Genomic DNA, 19052 nt, shown 5'->3' on the forward strand with positions numbered 1-19052 from the left:
TGAATGAACGAAAATTAAATTTTTCTAGATGTACTTTGCACTATATAATATGAATGCTGAAATGGATAGCTTTTTACACTCCATGTTTATGGAGGGAAAGAATAGAATTGTGGGATGAGTGTGTAAAGAAAAGATAGATTGTACTCTATAGAAATCCTATCAAAATAAAACATTTAAGGATATATTGATTATTTGTATATTTTACGAGGCTATCCTGAAACGAACGAATTACTTAAAATAGAAAAGCTCATCATCTCCTTGTATGAGATGTGAGCAAAAATGCATAAGGTTCTAAATCTATGAACTGACACCATTAGTAATTGACTGATTATTACTTGCAATATTACAGCTATCTTCTCTAGGTTCCTCTTCTTTAATGTTAGACAAGATCCAATTTTTATTCTTGTAGAAGTTGTCTGTACCTGTTCCATCTTTTAGAATGCATCCATGTAGAGAATCCTTTTGTGTGATTTTATCCCACAATTTTTCATAATAGTTAGAATATATTCCGACTATGTTTTTGTTTTCAAAGTAAAGGCATTCTTTGAATTGGCCTCTATTACGAGGAACACGGTTTAAAAGAGGATTTAGTATAAACATCTTGTTTTCATCAATTATTTGGCAACTGACAACTGAAAATGGAAATATATCTTCAATGTCATCTATTCTAATGTATGCTAAATGAAGATTCTGATATGCATCTGTATCCATAATGAGTTTTTCTACCCATTCCAGTTTATCTTTAGTAGGGATACTAATGATTCTTTTGAAATCAATTGCAGGATGAGTTTGGATATGTTCCAATACACTATCAAAATAATTTACTCGATCTTTATCACTAAATTTAGGTGAAGTTGGAGCCCATTGATCCAAATGAGTCACCCATACTCTAGTAGAAGATGTGATTACGCTTGCATTTAAGAGATGATAAAAGTCTTCTTGATTATTTATAGGTTTGATAACTGCAGGAGTCCCGCTCTTTAAAAGATCAACATCATCTGCTATTCTATTTATTTTTTCAGTGTTTTCCTTTAAAACAGTAATTTCATTTGAAATCTGAGTTACTTTATCACATGTTAAATCATTTTTTTTAGTATTAGCAATTAGAAATGTCGATAGTGAAACTAATAAATACAGCAATATGTCTATTTTGTTAATTTCTATGCCTTCTATTTTATTAGGTAGTAAATAGAGAACTATACAAATGGCTGTAACTACTATCGAAACATAGGATAAAATATCATATTTACCAAACTTTATTTCACCTATACGCATCATTGATTCCTTCTTTGAAGTTTACATAAAATATTGATAATGATGAAGGTAAAAAACATATTAGTATTTAGACTTATTTACATTATCTTCAAATAAATACTGTAGTTTATTTAAATAATTCTAGATAAAAACAGTCATAAGTATCTCATATATTCAATATAGTTTTAATTAAATACCTTCCAAAAATGTATCATATTAAAAAAAGCAACATACAGTTATACGCAGCACATTCAAAGCAGTACACTTTTCATAAGGTTCAGGTACCATTTGCATATGATTTTTGCAGTGACACGTCTATATCTCAAGTGTACCATGTAGTGATTGTAGGTATATACAAACCAGCAGTCATTAATAAAAAACTCATAACCTTAGCCAGTTCATACTAAATCGAATCGCTTCCCCTTAGTCCAGAGGTCGTCGAATTTAGCCTTGAAACGTCTTGTATATGACTCATCATGAATTTGTGTCATACCGAGACTCGTACCCGTATCGACCTGATCTTCAATATCAAGCAAGAGAGTTTTTGAATCAAAGATTACAAAATCATGCTTTGTTTCCAGAATTCTTATTTCCATGAATTTCTGAACATTACTTTTGATTGATTCGTCTTCTATTGAAGTAACAATTTCTTTTATTGACGGTAACAGTTGGGAATGGGAATCCAGAATTTTAACATGAATGCCACGCTGTGCCAGATTTAAGTAAGCCTTGCTGAATACTGACATTGAGTCATCATATTGTTCTGATACTCCGGGCTTATACTTACTGGGAGTAACAACACATATTTCATGCTCAATATCCTCAAAAAATGAATTAACTGTTTCTTTTAGTTCATCATCATTGAACTTGTCAGGCCAGAATATTGTTTTAACATGGTTTGGAGAATCGCCACTTGAAAGTTGCCTTTCAATTTCAGCAAATGCTTCCCTGAGTAGTTTGAGCTCACTGAGTGCTTCTTCTTCTTTTCTTTTGTACATAAGTTCAAAAGCAATTTTCGTATCAACAGTCCTGTATTTTCGTGGCCTTGAAGGTTTGATCTCCACAAGGCCATATTTGTTTAAATCACTCAAAACCTCATAGATTTTTCCAATAGGAACCCTTGACAACTGTGATAATTTACTTGCTTCCAGCTCTCCTTTTTTTAAAAGCGTCCAGTAAACGGTTCTTTCATATTTATTTAAACCGATATTTGCAAGTAACTTTTCATCCATCTTTTCACTACTTTTTAGTTTATCGTAAAGTAAAATTGTTATCTATTCTGCGTGGTATTAAGAAACACTGCTTGAACATATAAATTTGTAAGTATCAATGTAAATATCGATCCAATTATCAAAAAATCATATTGGCTTTATTGCATATTTATATCGAGTAAAATAAATGATGAATATAGGTGCAAAAATGGAATCCACAATTTTTGAGATATTTGATGGTTTACCCAGACAGGGTCCCGGTAGTAACGAATGTACTGAAAAAGCGTTTAATATGATTTCTTCCCTTCCTGCAGGTGCTAAGATCCTTGATATTGGATGTGGTGTCGGTATGCAGACAATACATCTTGCCAGTATCTGCAAGGACTGTCATGTCACTGCAACTGATATTTACCAGCCTTTTTTAGATAAATTAATGGAAAATGCGGTTAAAGCAGGAGTTGATGAGAGGATCAGCACAGTTTGTGCATCCATGGATAACCTGCCATTTGAAACAGGAGAATTCGACGTAATCTGGGCAGAAGGCTCCATCTTCATCCTTGGTTTTGAAAAAGGAATCAGCTACTGGAAACAGTTCTTGAAAAAAGGTGGCTATATGGCAGTGACAGAGAACACATGGTTCACAGACGAACCTTCTGAGGAAGTTGTTGAATTCTGGCAGGAAATATATCCCGGTATCATGAATATACCTGATACTGAAAAAGTTATCAAGGCAGTAGGATATGATGTCATTGATCACTTTAAACTTCCAGTTTCTGTCTGGTATGAGTTTTATGACAATCTGGAAAAAAGAGTTGATGAAATCAGTGATAAGTACAAAGGAAACACTGAGGCAGAAATGATACTTGAGTTTAACAAAAGGGAGATAAAACTCTTTAGAGAACGTCCTGATGAATATGGTTATGCGTTCTATATTTTTCAGAAAAATAAACTCTAATAGTGTATATGTGGAGTGACTTGCTCATAAAAAGCAGGTCATATCCGAATACAAATTATTTTTGAAATAAACACATTGTCGTTTCAAACTATTTCCATAATATCTTACCTTTCCCCAACATGAGAATACAAGCTGAACTATTAATTCGGCATTCACCAGAAACACACAGAATAAATCTTTCACTCCCTCCAATGCTCCGGCTTATTCAAGGCATCCGCACAAACAACTCTTCCCTTAATTCCATCAACAGAGTCTGAGTTTAAAGGATAGATCATCCATGCACCCGCATGCTCTTCGGGAATTGGATAAGGCGCTGCAAAGCCCATACTTCCGGCATTCTGCTTAAATCCATATTTTGGATAATAACTTTCGTGCCCGAGAACAAATATCATTTCAGCGCCAATTTCTTTCAATTTCTTCACACCTTCATTAATTAACATTCCACCTATTCCTTGTTTTTGATGTTGTGGTTTTATTGCAAGAGGTGCAAGGAGGTATATTAACGGGGCTGTTCTTCCATCTAGAGTTGCTTTTGTAAATAGAATATGTCCAACCGCTTCATTGTTTTTGAAAGCCAACAACGATAAAACTGGTGCTGCACTTTTGTCTTCAAGAAGTTCAGATACTAAGATTGCCTCTTTCTCATAACCAAATGCTTCTTTTTCTACGCGCATTATATCATCAAAATCATATTCTTTTGCTTCCCTAATATGGACATTCTCTTTCATTTCTATCATTTGAAACAAATGTATGATCTATATAAAAGCTTTCCAAGCTTTCTTCTGGGTGATTCGAGTCTTGATTCAAAAGTAATATTCCCAAAATTAATGGAAGAGGTGCTCAGGCACCCTCTTCTTCCCCTATCGGTTCCCGACCAGTCCACAGAATGTCAGGACCTTCGGTCCAATAAACTGGCTTCTCATTGCGAAGCATATCTATTATTAACATTGCACGTGCGGGTTCAAGATCCTTGTAACTATCCCATGTCCCATCAGTAAAATACACGTTTATTCTCGTTGTTCCATTTCTATAGTGAAGTACAGCATACTTTTCGACTTGCTTTTTAACTGCCATCAAAAACCTCTCAAGTGTTTAATTAATAAAGTTATACTTCTATTCACATGGTATTATATATTGATATGTGTACCCTAATGCCATTGATTTTTGTTAATACATACCATCGAGCAATTTAAAAATTGTATTTTTAAAAATATTTCATCCAAAATTTTTTCTACAAAGCATGGTCATTATACGTGACACATAACAATTAATATCTTAATGAATAATATTATCTTTTAGTCAAATTTTACTTTAATAAAATGGGAACGGGGTAGAAATATGCAACTTTTAAGTGTCCAATATCAACTATGCACACAATGCAAAATTCCATTGAAACGCCTGAATATTCAATCAAATATTCTCTACTACTGTCCAAAATGCGGAAGGCAAACATCCACACAATGCCTATAATTCTAAGAGATTAATTCTTTCTTCAGTTTGCAGACATCTTTATGCAAATTATTTTTGTTCATTTTACAAACCTAAAAATAATATACAAAACAAGCATTCTGTGAATCTGGAAATAACCGGAGAAACAAAATGCTGCCTGTTGAAAATCTTGCAAACCTTTTTGGGCTTTTATCTGCACTGTCATGGGGTGCGGGAGATTTTGTAGGTGGGTGTGCTACCAGGCGGACAAACGCTTATTCTGCTGTAATTGCCACACAGATAACGGGAATAATTATGTTTCCAGTCCTTGCACTGGCGTTTTCTGAAAGCCTGCCTTCACTTAACAATCTTATGTGGGGTGGCCTTGCAGGATTTTTCGGAGCTGCAGGACTTATTTTACTCTATATGAGCATGGCCAGAGGTAAAATGAGCATCGTTGCAACGCTGGCTGCAGTAATAGCGATAATCATACCTGTTATATATTCAGCTATAAATGAAGGTCTTCCTGACACTTTAAAAATCGCAGGCTTTCTTTTTGCACTCATTGGTATATGGTTCATTGTCAGAATGAATTCAGGATTGGATTTAAAAACAAAAGATTTGGAACACATAGCAATTGCAGGTACACTATTTGGACTGTTCTTTATTTCAATAGATAAATTCAGTTCAACCGGAATTTACTGGCCACTGACGTTTTCAAGAATTACAGCTCTCATTATGCTGGCTGCGTTCATGCTATCAACAAAAAAAGTCAGCAAACCAGCTTCAGATGGAATTCTCTTAGTTATCCTTGCAGGAATATTCAACACAGGAGGTGTTGTCCTGTTTGCCCTTGCTTCTGTAGCAGGAAGGCTGGATGTTGCCACGATTCTGTCATCACTAAGTCCTGGAGTTACGGTGCTTTTGGCATGTGTAATATTAAAAGAGAGACTTGTCCCACGTCAATGGCTAGGTATAATGGCTTCTCTTGCTGCTATTGCTCTTATATCAATGTGATAGTTTAACAGATTAGGTCCTAAAAGACTATTGTTAATCATTTTCAGTTCCAATAGGAATAGAAAAACTAAAGGTGCTTCCTTTGCCTGGTTTACTCTTAAGGCTGAGCGTTCCGCCATGTATTTCGACATATCTTTTCACAATTGCAAGACCAAGCCCGGTTCCTTCAAATTCTCTTGTCAGGAAACTATTGACCTGCCTGAAAGGTTCAAATAATTTCTCCTGATCTTTTTCCGAAATACCAATGCCTGTATCTGAGACATCAATATCTAATGTTTCACTGTCATAATTGACCTTTATACTAACTCTTCCATTTTCAGGCGTGAATTTAATTGCATTTGAAAGAAGGTTGTACAGGATATCTTTGATCTTCTTCCTGTCTGCATGTATCTCACTATTCACTATCCTGATATCCTCAACAAGATCAATATTTTTCTTTTTTGCAAGTGGTTTCATTGAAGATATTGTTTCATCTATCATTTCATCAATATTGAATATCTCACGCTCAAGTTTCATCTTTCCAGCTTCTACCTTGGAAAGATCAAGTATATCGTTTATAAGATCAATAAGATGTTTACTGCTTTGCATTATATTGGATACATAGCTTGCCTGTTTATCATTAAGCTCTCCCTGTACCCTTTCATTTAACATTTGGGAAAATCCGAAAATAGAATTAAGAGGTGTACGAAGTTCGTGGCTCATATTTGCAAGGAACTCGGATTTTGTCTGGTTGGCAGCTTCAGCATCCAGTTTTGCCTGTAGTAAAATATCTTCTGAATTTTTTCTTTCGGTTATATCCCTGCTGACACCAAGTACTCCTATGAGCTTTCCGTTGGTATCATACATAGGACTTTTGATAGTTTCCAGATATTCTTCCTGTCCGTCATATGCATAAATGACTTTTTCTTCAAATATTACAGGTCCACCAGCTTCTATTGCTTCTTTGTCCTTTTTAAAAAAATAGTCAGCTTTTTCTTTATCAACAAAATCATAATCGCTCTTTCCCACAATCTCAGATTCCCTTGAACCATAAAGACGCTCAAACTTGGTATTACAGGCAAGGAAAAAGCCTTCTGTATCTTTTAACCATATAAGGTCAGGAATAGTATCTACAAGTGTACGCAATTGACTTTCACTGGTCATTAAAGCGGAATTCGCGCTTTTAAGTTCGGTTATATCAATAGTAGTTGCCATAACCCTTTCAATACCATTAATTTTAACCTTGCTTAAACGAATATTTTCCCAGAATAAATCTCCGTTTGCTTTTATGTTAAGCCATTCAAATTCCTGTGGACCTTCAGTCGCAGCTTTGTGTATCAAATCCAGCGCTTCATTAAATGAATAAGGTGGTTCCATCCAGAATTCATTTGCTTTTAATTCATCAAGGGTTGAAAAACCATACATTTTAAGAGTTGTTGGATTTGCATCAATAATTTCCCCGGTTTCCTTGTCATGTATCAGTATTGAGATTGGCGAATCTACAAAAAAGGCTTTGTAGAGCTCTTCATTGTTTTGAATTTCGGAAATTTTTGAAGTTTCTTTGTCTCTCATGGTAATTCCCAATTGTTCCTGTAAGTGAATTTAAATTGGAATCGTAAACATGAACTTACTACCTTTCCCAACATCACTTTTAACACTAATCTCTCCGGAATGCATCTCGACATAATACTTAACAATTGCAAGTCCAAGTCCCGTTCCTCCATGTGTACGGTTATTTGATGAACTGACTTGCTTAAACGGATCAAAAATGGCGCTTTGTTGTTCCGGGGCAATACCAATACCATTATCAGAAACAGATGTCTGGATTTTGTTATTTACAACTTTTGAATCCACCCACACTTTTCCGTATTCAGGCGTAAACTTAATGGCATTACTCAGGAGGTTGTACAAAATTTGTTTGATTTTAGTCTTATCTGCATTAACTTCAGTATTCCTTAATTCAATATTGGTTTTAAAATCGATATGTTTCTCTTTAATCAGAGGTTCCATTAAAACTGTTATTTCTTCAAGGACTTCAGGCATGTTCATTGGTTCTGGGTAGAATTCCATGTTACCTGATTCTATTTTTGAAACATCGAGTATATCATTAATAAGTTTTAGCAGGTGAGTACCACTGTTCAATATATTGGATACATAGTGGCTTTGTTTTTCATTCAGATCCCCAAAGATCTTATCATTCAGCACCTGGGAAAAACCAATAACAGAGTTAAGTGGTGTACGAAGCTCATGGCTCATATTGGCAATGAACTCTGACTTGATCTGGTCTGATTCTTCGGCCAGGGCTTTAGCTCTAAATAAAGCCATTTCAGTTTCTTTACGCTCAGTAATATCCCTGCACACTGAGAAAATTAGTATTTCTCCGTTTATGTTTTCCATACTGGAACTGATTTCCACATCAACAAAGTCACCATCTTTTCGACGGATTGTTGTCTCTATGTATTGAGGTCTTTCTTCATAATTCTTGAAGAAATAAATCATTTCTTTACGTGTCCATTTTGCGTCCAGTTCCCATACATGCATCTCCAGAAGTTCATCCGGAGTGTATCCAGACATCTCAACATACTTTTTATTAGCTTCCAGTATTTTTCCATTATTATCCAGAATGACTATACTGTCATTGGAATTTTCAATAAGCAAACGCCTTTTGTTAACTTCTTCTACAATTCTCATTTCTGCTTCTTTTCTCTCTGTAATATCCTGAATCATTCCAACAATTACATTTCTTTCAGCAAAATATTCAGCAGCAGAATGGATGTAACGAACTTCAGCATCGGTCTTCCTTTTGATTTTAAACTCAATATCATAAGGAAGATTTTTGTGAATAAGATTTGTCATGGCTTCATCAAGTATTGGATGATATTCTGGTAGTGGCATTTCCCGTATCTCTTCAACAGTATATTTCCTATTCTCATCAAGCCCGTATATTTTTCTTGCTTCCTCTGAAGCATCAACTTCCCGTGTATTCAAATCAATTTCCCAGCTTCCTACATTGCCAACACTTTGTGCAGTACGCAGCTGTATTCCTTTTCGTAGTAACTCCATCTCTGAGATCTTGCGTTCAGTAATATCGGTCAAAAACAGAGTAAGTCCAATGACATTTCCCTCTTCATCTTCAAGAGGACTGTAGACATTCTCGTACCACTTTCTTTCAAATAATGAGTTACCGTACTCTTCAATAGTGGTGAAGGCTTCACCTGCAAGAACTCTGTCGTAATTTTGTTTTGCTTTTTCAATGTCAGAAGAGTTTTTGATGTAATCAAGCATGCAAGTTCCGATTTCAATATCAGAATCATATATCTTTTTCATCGTCATTTGATGGTTCTTATTGAATGCAATGTATCGGTAATCTTTATCAAGAGCAAAAATAACAACACCTTTGGGGCTTTCTATGACCTCCTGCAGGATCTTATGTGCCTGTCTGGATTTCTGTTCGGCTTGTTTAAGTGTCTCCTCATACATTTTTCTCTCAGATACATCTCTTCCAACACAAAAAATCAATTTCTCATTATCAATGATTGCTCCATTAGCACTGACTTCAACATCGAGAAAAGTACCATCTTTTCGTTGCTGAAGCGTTTCGAAAGTCATGCCTGATTCATCAATATTCTTTAAAATATCATTTATTTCATCATGAGTCAACTTGTGTTCCCAGTCACGTACATTCAACCGGAGAAATTCTTCCATTGAATAGCCGAGCATACTTGCATATCTATTATTTGCTTCAACAACATCGCCGGCTAAATTGAGAACAATTATACCATCATTTGACTGCTCTACAAGTATACGTCTTCTGATATTTTCTTCTACATACCTGGCTTCAGCTTTCTTCTTCTCAGTTATATCAGCATGAGTTCCATACATGACAAGTGGCTTACCCTTTTCATCCCACTTGATTACTTTACCGCGGTCAAGCACCCATATCCATTTTCCATTCTTGTGCTGCATTCGTACTTCATTTTCATAGTACTCCAGCTCACCTGCAAAATGTTTATCAAGAAGCATTTCAGCTTTTTCCACATCTTCCAGATATGTCAGTTTTCTCCATGTTTCCACATTGGTTGGAATTAACTCGTCAAGTGTATAACCTACTATCTCTGCCCAGCGTTTATTGAATATAGTTTCACCTGTCTGGATATTCCATTCCCATGTTCCAACATCTGTACCTTCAATGATATTTCCAAGGCGTTCACGCTCTTCTAATAGCTCTTTTTCAGTTTGTTTTCTTTCTGAAATATCCCTTCCAATACCCATTACGCCTACAATCTTCCCGTTGGAATCATGCATCGGAGTTTTAACGGTTTCCAGATATTCTGTGTGCCCATCTCCAGCAAAGGTGACTATTTCTTCATTAACCAGGGGTCTGTCAGATTCCAATGCTTCCATGTCCTTTTGTCTGAAAAAATCTGCAAGCTCTTTAGCATGGAAGTCATAATCGGTTTTTCCAATGATGTCTGATATAGGGGCATTAAACAATAGTTCCATTTTATTATTACACGTGACAAATACACCATTAAGGTCTTTGAGCCATACAATATCAGGAATAGTGTCTATAAATGTGTGCAGTTGTCTTTCACTATTTCTTAGCGCAATTTCTGTGTTTTTATGTCCAGTTATGTTGATGGCTGCTGACATTACTCTCTGGATTCCATTGACCATAACAGGACTTAATCGCACATGTAGCCAGGTTAATTCTCCATCTTTCTTTTTGTGAATCCACTCAAACTCCTGTGGACCTTCCAGAAGAGCTTTATGTATTAATTTTTGCGCATCATCTAATGAATACGGTGGTTCATACCAGACACCATTTGCCTTTAATTCCTCAAATGACGAATATCCGAATTCATTATAAGCTGCCGGATTTGCGTCAATTATCTCACCAGTGTCCTTATCGTGTATCATTGCAGAAATTGGTATTTCAGTGAAAAGATTCCTGTATTGTTCTTCACTTTTTTGAAGTTTCTCTTCATATGCTTCTTCATATTCTTTAGTTCCTGTAATATCACGAATAATGGAACAAAGAAGAGTCTTTTCTTCGATGCTGGTTGGGAATGTATTTATTTCAACATCTCGTATTTCACCACTGGAAATCCGGTGTTTAAAAAAAAAGTGATTTTGTACCTCATCCATTGCTTTTTGAACTACTGCTGAGATTTCTTTCTCAGGCAGTGAATTTAGCCGGGAAATTTTCTTATTGATGAGTTCCTCAAAGTTCCAGCCATAAAATTCACAGGCAGCATGGTTTGCATCAACAATATCAAGGGTATCGGGGTCTACAAGTAGCATAATGACATGGGCGTTGTCAAACAATGTCCTGTACCCTGGTTCTTTATGTTTTGTACTAAAATTCTTGTTTTTGCATTTATCGCTCATGCTAATATCCAGATTAATACTGAAAGTGAAATCGTTCTTTCAGTATATGCAAAGAAGCTAATTATGATTTTATATTTATATGAGCAATTATTATATATTATTGTTTTTATTATCATTAGTTAAAAGTAGGATAAGTACGATAATCTAAAAAGCCAGATTCTCAGCAGGTTCTACATGAACAAGGACTTCTTCAATTCCACTGAAGTTCTCTTTGATTTGATGTTGAACAACATGTGCAATAGTATGTGAGTTATACGTTGTCATTTCAGGGTCAACCTGTACATGCAGATCAACAAAAATATTTCCATCGGGTCCTCTGCTTCTGATTTTGTGACAACTTTGCACTCCTTCGACTTCACATACAAGAGAATGAATATCTTCGGAATCAATACATGACTCATCGCATAGAATTGAAATACTGTTTGTGAGTATTTCAAACCCTGCATGCAGGATGAGAATTGCAACAACTACCGAAATAACAGGATCCAGTGCCGCATATCCGGCTTTTATGAAAAAAAGACCAAGTAGTACTGAAAGTGAAACATAAATATCGCTTTTAGTATGGGCTGCATCTGCCAGCAGAACTTCACTATTTAAGGCTTCTCCATTTTTACGTTCATAGGTCGTTACTGCCAGATTCACTATCATTGTACATATCATCACAAGATAACTTATTGAGGTAACTTCAGGCAAATTTCCGCTTCCAAATCTTTGAAAAGCGGAATGAACAATTTCAAATGCGACTATTGCAAGAAGCACTGCAATAGAAACAGAAGCAAGTGTCTCAAATTTTCGATGTCCGTAAGGATGCTCTTTATCAGGTGGTCTGGCAGCAATCTGGATTCCTATCAAACCAATGATATTGGAAATACCATCAAAAAGGGAATGGTAACCATCGGATTGCATACTGAGCACATTTGTCATCATGCCATAGGCTATTTTTGCAACAGCTACAACGATGTTTAAAAAAAGGACATATAACATGACCTTTTTTATTTTTTCCGATCTTCTGATGTTAGTATGCACACTAATGAGCATTTATCAATACAATATAAATTTTATCATAAATATCGCTAATAAGATAAGGAATGACAACAATCATTAAAAATAAGCAAACAATCTTATCCGTACTACTTATTCTATCCATAGCCATTGATTTTAGTCTTCTTTGAATCTAACAATACAATTCTGCAAGCTTTTTTTATTCATAATATGTATATTCAAAATATTACTTAATCTAATTAGTACTAATTACTTATTTTTGGATATTTTACATAACATTATTCTTTCTACTTTTTATTTTTAATGATAACATATCAAAGCATAAATTATATATGCATTAGTTCCATTCTTTGGAAAACACGCTAAAAATATGAATCAGTGACAACATGAAAAAGTTTTTAATAAACAGGTCATTTCAGTTGCTAATCGTAATATTAGGAGCAACTTTCCTCACATTTGCAATAACATTCATAGCCCCAAGTGATCCTGCTGAAATGATGTACTCTTCAAGGGATATTGTTCCTACAGAGGAAATGCTGGAGCAGACAAGAGATGAAATGGGTCTCAATGATCCGTTTTTAGTACAATATGGAAGATGGTTAACTGACATAGCCAGAGGAGACCTGGGATATTCTTACAGCCTTAAAACAGATGTATCTGAAATATTATCCCAGAAAATGGGAAAAACAGTCTGTCTGGCATGTGTTGCTATTGTTATCCTGTTTGTTGTGTCTTTTATCCTTGGTGTTATAGCGGCCATATACAAGAATCGGTTGATTGATCACTTAATCAAGATTTTATCAATTCTCAGTATATCAATTCCAAGTTTCTGGTTAGGTCTTATACTGATATATCAGTTCGTTGTGCAGTTGCATCTTTTCAAAATAACAGACTGCAACCAGCCAAGTAGTGTAGTGTTGCCAGCTCTTACACTGGCTATACCTCTTATCGGAAGATACACCATGCAAATAAGGGCGGAGGTACTGGATGAACTGGGCAGCAATTATGTATTAGGTGCAAGGACCAGGGGAGTAAAAGAATCAAGGATCATATTTTCTCATGTTATTCCGAACACACTTGTCAACATAATAACTTTGTTTGGTATGACAATAGCTTTCCTTCTTGGTGGAACTGCAATTGTAGAAATAATATTTTCATGGCCGGGTCTGGGTTCCATGGCCCTTGAAGCGATAAATCACAGGGATTACGTTTTGCTTCAGGCATACGTTCTGCTTATGGCTCTCATTTATGTCGGAATGAATTTTATTGTGGACATTGTGACACAGATAATTGATCCGAGGGTCAACATATTCGGAGGTGGCAGCCGTCATGAGTAAGTATGCAACCTTGATAATAATGGCCATGCTGGCAGCAGGCATCGTGCTTGTGGCACTGATAGCACCTTATATTGCTCCCAATGACCCTTATGAAACAGATTTCAAAAATGTACTAACCGAACCTGGAGATAAGTACCCCCTGGGCACCGATCAGGTTGGAAGGTGCATTCTTTCCAGGATCCTGTATGGTGCCAATGTTTCACTCAGCATCACATTTGCACTTTTGAGCCTTGTTTTTGTAAGTGGTGTAACCCTCGGTATGGTGGCAGGAATGAAAGGCGGGATCGTAGATGATGCCATAATGAGACTTGCAGATATTGTACTGGCTTTTCCCGATATCGTACTGGCAATTGCAATTGTTGGAGTTTTAGGTAGCAATATAATCAATATGATAATTGGCCTGTCTCTTGTCTGGTGGACTAAATATGCACGACTTACCAGGGTATCTGTCATGAAGGTCAAAGGAAGCACCTATGTAAGTGCAGCAAGAATGGCCGGTGCAGGCAACATTAAATTGATCACACATTACATTTTGCCTAATATTGCCACCGCCCTGATAGTCCAGTTCGTATTGGATATCAGCGGTATGATGCTTGCAATTTCCAGCATGTCGTTCTTAGGTCTGGGTGTTCAGCCACCTATGCCAGAATGGGGGAATATGCTCAATGAAGGACGAACCTATTTCCAGACTGCACCATGGCTGCTAACATATCCGGGACTTGCTATTTTCATAACAGTAACTGTGTTCAACCTGCTTGGTGACAGTGCAAGAGAAATTTTGAGTAAGGAGCAGAACTGATGTTTTTCATTATTTAATTTTCATTATTTATACAGAATATTCAGGAGAGTAAAATGAAGAAGTATTTGTTAGTAATGCTGGCTTTAATATGTGTGAGCATTTCAGGGTGTGTTTCAGAAGATAGCACTTCAATGCAATTGAGTGATGTGGCCAGTGAAGAGAATGTGCTGAATATGGCAATCTTCTGGTTAGACAGTAATGTTGACCCGATAAACGGATGGAATGGCTGGACTTTAACAAGATGCGGTATCGGCGAGAACCTCATCCAGATAGATGAAAACATGGATTTCAAACCTTCTGTTGCGGATAGTTATGAGGTTGTTGATGAATACACTACCAAATTCCACATAAGAGAAGGAGTCACATTCCACAACGGAAAAGAAGTGGATGCAGAAGCCTGCAAGGTATCTATTGAAAGAGCCCTTGAAGAGTCAGACAGGCTTGATGTAAAGTTCCCGGTTGAAAATATAACTGCTGAGGGACAAAACCTTACAATAGTAACAAGTGAACCCTGTGGTACTATACTTAATAAACTTGCAGACACGGTTTTCATCATAGTGGATGCTTCTGTTGCAGATGAAGATGATTTCAAGTATAAGCCAATCTGCACAGGTGCATTCAAGATAGAGGAGTTTGATGCTGACACAGGCATGGTGCTGAGCAGGCATGAAGAACACTGGTCAGGAATAACCAACGTTGACACTGTAAATGTCAAGTATATACAGGATGCAAGTACACGTACAATGGCACTGCAGGCTAACGAAATAGACATTGCAACCCAGCTTAGCAAGCATGACCTTGAATTATTTGAGGATGATGAGGACTTCGTTGTCCAGAAAGGACCGAACCTCAGGGTATTTTTACTGAGACTTAATTTTGAAAAACCGTACATGCAAGAGCCGGCTTTCAGGCAGGCTTTAAGTTATGGTATGGATAAGGAAACATATGCAGTTGAGCTTGTAGGAGGAACAGCTGCAAAAGGACCTTTTAATGAACTGTTACCATTCGGTTATTCAGGTGAGGATTATTACCAGTATAATCCTGATAAGGCGAACGAGCTGCTGGACGAACTCGGATATCTGGATACAGATGGTGACGGGATCAGGGAATGTAATGGGGAGAACATTGTCCTCAAATATATTTCCAGGACAAACCACGGTGCTGATGCAAATAATATAGGAATTGCAATGCAGCAGCAGTACAAAGAAATAGGCATTGGAATGGAAGTTTCCCAGATGGAAAATTATATTGATCTTGCAAAAAGTGGAGATTTCGATATGCTCTGGGAAAGATGGACATCTGCACCGACCGGTGATTGCCAGTATTTCATTGAGTCAGGATACGTTACAGATGCCGCAGGAAATTATGGAAAATACAGCAATGCTACGCTTGATACCATCAATGAGGAACTGGATTCGACATTGAACAAGGATGACAGGGATGAATTGGGACATGAAGCCACTGAACTGATGATGGAGGATGTGGCTTCCCTTTTTGTCTACTACCAGGAAGGCAATGTTGTAACCAACAAAAATGTCGAAGGTGTGGAACGTTTCATTTCTGAAATCTACTACATTGATGACAGGGTAATGCTGGTTAAGGCATAAAATTCAGGAAATGGGAAGGATAATCCTTTCCTTTTCTTTTCATTAAAGGAGTGGTGAAGATGCCTAAAATTCTTGAGGTCAACGACTTAACTGTGAGCTATGGCGGACAAAAGATACTGAAGAATGTAAATGTAGATCTTGAACAGGGAGAGATCCTTGGTATTGTAGGAGAAAGCGGAAGCGGAAAATCCACGTTAATAAAAGCCATACTGGATATTTTACCATCCAGCGGAGCTATTGAAAATGGGAATATAATACTGTGTGAAAAGTGCATTAACAAACTGCGAAAAGAGGAATTGCGCAATCTCCGGGGTAATGATATTGCCATGATATTCCAGAATCCGGGAACATATCTCAATCCTATTAAGAAAATATCTACCCAGTTTGCAGAAACCATAATGAGTCATAAGGATATTAGCCGAAGCGAGGCTAATGAATTAATAAGATCAACTATTTTGAAGATGGATTTGTCTGATCCTGAAAGAGTGATGAACAGTTATCCCTTCGAACTGAGCGGAGGTATGTTGCAAAGAGTCTACATTGCAATGGCTATGGCACTCCAGCCAAAGATAATACTGGCAGACGAACCCACAAGCGCCCTTGATGTTTCAGTTAGCAGGGTGATAGTTGAGGAAATGATGAAACTCAGGAATACTGAGGGCACCAGTTTCATAGTTGTTACTCATGATATCGGCATAGCAGCTCATCTTGCTGACCGGATTGTTGTTATGAAAAACGGGGAAATCGTAGAGATGGGAAAACCTGAAGAAATCGTGGCTAATCCCAAAGCAGACTATACAAAGTTGTTAATTGGAGCAATACCTTCTGTGCGAGGTTTAAACTAATGAAAATACTGGAAACAAAGGACCTCTGCAAGATCTATGGGGACGATGCAGGCAATGAATTGCATGCATTAAAAAATGTGAATATACATGCATCTAAAGGAGAAATTGTGGGTATTGTAGGTGAAAGTGGTTGTGGAAAGAGCACCTTTGCAAATATCATTGCATGTATTACCAAAAGCACATCAGGGAAGATTCTGTTCAACAATGAGGACATAACTCACCTGAATTATAAAGAACGCAGGGATTATTACAAAAGTTTCCAGATGGTTTTTCAGAGTCCTCTTGATACTTTCAGTCCGAAAATGAAAGTTGAACGTTACATGATAGAGCCCAGCCTTAACTTCAAACTTATGGACAAAAAAAGTGCTAAAGAATATGCTAAAGAGTTGCTTGCTACTGTCGGGTTGAGTGAGGGATACATGAAAAAATATCCTTCGGAATTAAGTGGAGGAGAACTTCAAAGAGTAGTTATTGCACGTGCCATCGGACTCAAACCTGAACTTATGATTTTTGATGAATGTACTTCCGCTCTTGATGTTTCCATTCAGCAAAAAATTATCAATTTGATTATTGAATTGCAGAAGGAAAAAGGATTCACAATTATGTTCATAACACATAATCTGGTGCTGGCGGAAAACATATGTGACCGGATTTATGTGATGAAAAGCGGGGAAGTTGTGGATGTGCTGAATAAAGGTGATTTCCGCAATGCTTCCCATCCTTACACAAAAAACCTGATAGATTCCATATTTACAATTGAAAAACTTAAGGAAAAGGCATCATAAACTATTGATCAATTTTTTTTAAGAATTTGCCGGTGAAATTCAAATTATGAATTTTTGAAATTTTTGAGCTGCTGCCATCTCAAAACAAAAAACAAAAAAATGTAAAAGGGGATAATATTTTGGAAAATGAAAGGTTGACAGTAAAAGATTATCTTGCCGTGGCAATACCATTTATAATCTCTACCATCACACAGCCACTTCTCAGTGCAGTTGATACTGCAGTTGTGGGACATTTATCAAACGTAGGATATATAGCAGGAATTACCCTGGGAGCTGTCATATTCAACACCATGTACTGGCTATTCGGGTTTTTCAGGGTCAATACCACCGGTTTTGCTGCCCAGTCCACTACAAAAAAAGACAATAGCATTGTCCTCATAAGACCCATGGTCATAGCAGTCAGCATTGGTTTACTATTCATCCTTTTAAGAGAGCAAATATTTGATATGGCAATGAATGTGCTTTCATCCGATAACGGAGCGGAAGCATATGCAAGAATGTACTTTGATATACTGATATTCGGAGCACCACTGGTTCTGGTAAATTATATCATACTGGGCTTTTTGATGGGGAAAAGCAAAATAAAAGAGACACTTGCAATGCAGGTGACAGGCAATGTGCTCAATATAGTTCTTGATGTTATTTTTGTAATGGTCTTCAAACTGGATATCCAGGGTGTGGCAATAGCAACTCTGATATCAATATTTGTGTCAACACTCATCGGAATTCACTTTATAACGAAATACGGCTCATTCGAGAAGATAGATCTTGCAACTATATTTGAAAGAAATGGTTTTATTCAGATGCTGTCAAACAATGTTGACCTGATTATCAGGACTGCATGCCTGCTGATACAGATAAATGTTTTCACTTCCAGAAGTGCATCACTGGGAATTGTCATCCTTTCTGCTAATGGAATTCTGTTGCAGATCCAGGGAATCATGGCATACATGTTCGATGGAATTGCAAATGCATCCAGTATCTACTGCGGAAAAGCCAGGGGAACTAAAAATTTCACTCTGCTGGATTCAGCTATTGATATTACAAATAAATCCACAGCAGGGCTGATCGTAGTATTAACAACAATCTATTTTGTGTTCAGGGATTACGTTATACCTGCTTTCACCAATGTGAATGAAGTCATTGCTGTAGCCAGTGATTATAGTCTCTGGCTGACTTTATATCCCTTGTTTGGTGGTTTTGCCCTAACTTATTATGGCATCTTTTCAGGAATGACCCTGACCAAATATATCAGGAACTCCACTATAATGGCTTTGATAGTTTTCCTGACGGTATTCACATTAACTCTGGATTACGGCAACAATGGACTATGGGTTGCATTTTTGTCATTCTGCATTGGGAGGACTGTGTTTTTAGTTATTAATACGAAGAAGTGTTATGAGTTAGATGAGTGAGATGTTGGCTTAAGTTTAATTGGATTA

General features: G+C 36.8%; 15 protein-coding genes. 8 read left to right on the forward strand and 7 right to left on the reverse strand.

Features of this window, described 5'->3' with window-relative positions; all coding sequences use genetic code 11:
• Positions 1 to 297: 297 nt before the first annotated feature.
• Together METTI_RS13655 and METTI_RS13660 are read right to left on the reverse strand one after the other, a co-directional pair.
• Complete coding sequence (locus tag METTI_RS13655; RefSeq protein WP_023846417.1) at positions 298 to 1278, reverse strand: hypothetical protein; 981 nt, start codon at positions 1276 to 1278, stop codon at positions 298 to 300.
• Between the two features lie 374 nt (positions 1279 to 1652).
• Entirely contained in the window at positions 1653 to 2486 is an 834-nt protein-coding gene (locus tag METTI_RS13660; RefSeq protein ID WP_023846418.1) for a TrmB family transcriptional regulator, read from the reverse strand.
• Between the two features lie 187 nt (positions 2487 to 2673).
• On the opposite strand from METTI_RS13660, the gene METTI_RS13665 reads away from it, so the two are divergent.
• Positions 2674 to 3420, forward strand: a complete 747-nt coding sequence (locus METTI_RS13665) for a class I SAM-dependent methyltransferase (protein WP_048135518.1) — start codon at positions 2674 to 2676, stop codon at positions 3418 to 3420.
• Between the two features lie 179 nt (positions 3421 to 3599).
• On the opposite strand, the gene METTI_RS13670 is transcribed toward METTI_RS13665, so the two are convergent.
• Positions 3600 to 4157, reverse strand: a complete 558-nt coding sequence (locus METTI_RS13670; RefSeq protein ID WP_023846420.1) for a GNAT family N-acetyltransferase — start codon at positions 4155 to 4157, stop codon at positions 3600 to 3602.
• A gap of 103 nt (positions 4158 to 4260) precedes the next feature.
• Positions 4261 to 4494 (reverse strand): hypothetical protein, encoded by a 234-nt coding sequence (locus METTI_RS13675; RefSeq protein ID WP_023846421.1) that lies wholly within the window; start codon positions 4492 to 4494, stop codon positions 4261 to 4263.
• 525 nt (positions 4495 to 5019) lie between these two features.
• Between METTI_RS13675 and METTI_RS13680 the strand changes: the two genes are divergently transcribed.
• Positions 5020 to 5865 carry a DMT family transporter gene (locus METTI_RS13680; RefSeq protein WP_023846422.1) on the forward strand — a complete coding sequence of 282 codons (846 nt, stop codon included), beginning with the start codon at positions 5020 to 5022 and terminating at the stop codon, positions 5863 to 5865.
• 33 nt (positions 5866 to 5898) lie between these two features.
• Here the strand turns inward: METTI_RS13680 and METTI_RS13685 are convergent, their stop codons facing one another.
• The 3 genes from METTI_RS13685 to METTI_RS13695 all read right to left on the reverse strand — a co-directional run bounded on the left by METTI_RS13685 (position 5899) and on the right by METTI_RS13695 (position 12261).
• The gene (locus tag METTI_RS13685) at positions 5899 to 7416 is read right to left on the reverse strand and encodes a PAS domain-containing sensor histidine kinase (protein ID WP_023846423.1); all 1518 of its coding nucleotides are present in this window, start codon (positions 7414 to 7416) and stop codon (positions 5899 to 5901) included.
• Between the two features lie 30 nt (positions 7417 to 7446).
• Positions 7447 to 11235, reverse strand: coding sequence for a PAS domain S-box protein (locus tag METTI_RS15365; RefSeq protein ID WP_023846424.1), 3789 nt, complete (start codon positions 11233 to 11235; stop codon positions 7447 to 7449).
• Between the two features lie 144 nt (positions 11236 to 11379).
• Positions 11380 to 12261 carry a cation diffusion facilitator family transporter gene (locus METTI_RS13695; protein ID WP_342665134.1) on the reverse strand — a complete coding sequence of 294 codons (882 nt, stop codon included), beginning with the start codon at positions 12259 to 12261 and terminating at the stop codon, positions 11380 to 11382.
• 362 nt (positions 12262 to 12623) lie between these two features.
• On the opposite strand from METTI_RS13695, the gene nikB reads away from it, so the two are divergent.
• The 6 genes from nikB to METTI_RS13725 all read left to right on the forward strand — a co-directional run bounded on the left by nikB (position 12624) and on the right by METTI_RS13725 (position 19025).
• The gene (nikB, locus tag METTI_RS13700; protein WP_023846427.1) at positions 12624 to 13574 is read left to right on the forward strand and encodes a nickel ABC transporter permease; all 951 of its coding nucleotides are present in this window, start codon (positions 12624 to 12626) and stop codon (positions 13572 to 13574) included.
• Complete coding sequence (gene nikC, locus METTI_RS13705; protein WP_023846428.1) at positions 13567 to 14373, forward strand: nickel transporter permease; 807 nt, start codon at positions 13567 to 13569, stop codon at positions 14371 to 14373. The genes nikB and nikC overlap by 8 nt, the downstream gene beginning before the upstream one ends.
• A gap of 53 nt (positions 14374 to 14426) precedes the next feature.
• Positions 14427 to 15980: an ABC transporter substrate-binding protein gene (locus tag METTI_RS13710; protein ID WP_023846429.1), complete on the forward strand. Its 1554-nt coding sequence runs from the start codon at positions 14427 to 14429 to the stop codon at positions 15978 to 15980.
• Between the two features lie 59 nt (positions 15981 to 16039).
• A complete protein-coding gene (locus tag METTI_RS13715) occupies positions 16040 to 16825 on the forward strand; it encodes an ABC transporter ATP-binding protein (protein WP_023846430.1) in 786 nt (261 codons plus the stop codon).
• The gene (locus METTI_RS13720; protein WP_023846431.1) at positions 16825 to 17610 is read left to right on the forward strand and encodes an ABC transporter ATP-binding protein; all 786 of its coding nucleotides are present in this window, start codon (positions 16825 to 16827) and stop codon (positions 17608 to 17610) included. Before METTI_RS13715 ends, METTI_RS13720 begins: the two co-directional genes overlap by 1 nt.
• A gap of 119 nt (positions 17611 to 17729) precedes the next feature.
• Positions 17730 to 19025: an MATE family efflux transporter gene (locus METTI_RS13725; RefSeq protein WP_023846432.1), complete on the forward strand. Its 1296-nt coding sequence runs from the start codon at positions 17730 to 17732 to the stop codon at positions 19023 to 19025.
• Positions 19026 to 19052: the final 27 nt, after the last annotated feature.

The organism is Methanolobus tindarius DSM 2278 (assembly GCF_000504205.1).
GTDB lineage: Archaea > Halobacteriota > Methanosarcinia > Methanosarcinales > Methanosarcinaceae > Methanolobus > Methanolobus tindarius.